This window comes from Xanthovirga aplysinae (assembly GCF_009711365.1).
In the GTDB taxonomy this organism is placed as follows: Bacteria; Bacteroidota; Bacteroidia; order Cytophagales; family Cyclobacteriaceae; genus Xanthovirga; species Xanthovirga aplysinae.
In genome coordinates, this window is the sequence record NZ_SMMB01000217.1 from 1 (window position 1) to 733 (window position 733).

Sequence of the window (733 nt, forward strand, 5' to 3'; positions counted from 1 at the left end):
CTATATCCCTGACAATCCCTTTAAGGTAATTAGAATAAAGGGTATACAGTTACTATTTTAAAACTATATCCGCAAAAAACAGGGTCTAAGCGATAGCTTAGACCCCAAAAACTTCTAAAATATTTTCTAATTGATTAACAACATCCACTTCCAGGCGTACAAGCATTGGCTTCCACTTTTTGGTGCACTTCCACAAGTTTAATTTTTTGCTTTTCATTTGAAGGTGGAACACCGCAATTTGTTTCCGACTGAGATGCATCGGAATACCTTGGATCATTAAATTCTACATCCTTATGAAAATAATACACTTCCCATTGTACACCATCCGGATCACTGACCCAAAACTTATCTTGATTCGCATAACAACAATTTGTTCCCATTTCCTCTTTAATCGTTAGTCCCTTTTCTTTAACTGTAGCTAATTTTTGTTCTAAATCTTGCAGCGACTCTACTTGAATTCCTAAATGACCAAATCGGGGATTTACTTTTTCAGAGTTTTGCACAAAAGATATAATTAGAGCTGGTTGCTCCAAAATAAATTTTGCATAATCGGACTTTACTTTATCTGCCTCTTTACCAAAAAATCTACTATAAAAATCAACCGTCTTTTCAATATCCTTTACGTAAAAACTAACGTGCATTCGAGGAAAATTACTTTGCTTTTTCATAAGCATCTAATTTTTAATATAAAATTATTTAATCGTAATATTGCGATGAATTAGATTATAAAAAA

1 protein-coding gene is annotated in these 733 nt (G+C 32.6%); it reads right to left on the bottom strand.

The window, feature by feature from the left end; all coding sequences use genetic code 11:
* Positions 1–134: 134 nt before the first annotated feature.
* Positions 135–668 (bottom strand): ArsI/CadI family heavy metal resistance metalloenzyme, encoded by a 534-nt coding sequence (locus E1171_RS00465; RefSeq protein ID WP_187696117.1) that lies wholly within the window; start codon positions 666–668, stop codon positions 135–137.
* Between the last annotated feature and the right edge of the window lie 65 nt (positions 669–733).

What these genes read in the sequence shown, in the direction of transcription:
- E1171_RS00465 (WP_187696117.1), bottom strand. Translation starts at nt 668, where the DNA reads ATGAAAAAGCAAAGTAATTTTCCTCGAATGCACGTTAGTTTTTACGTA.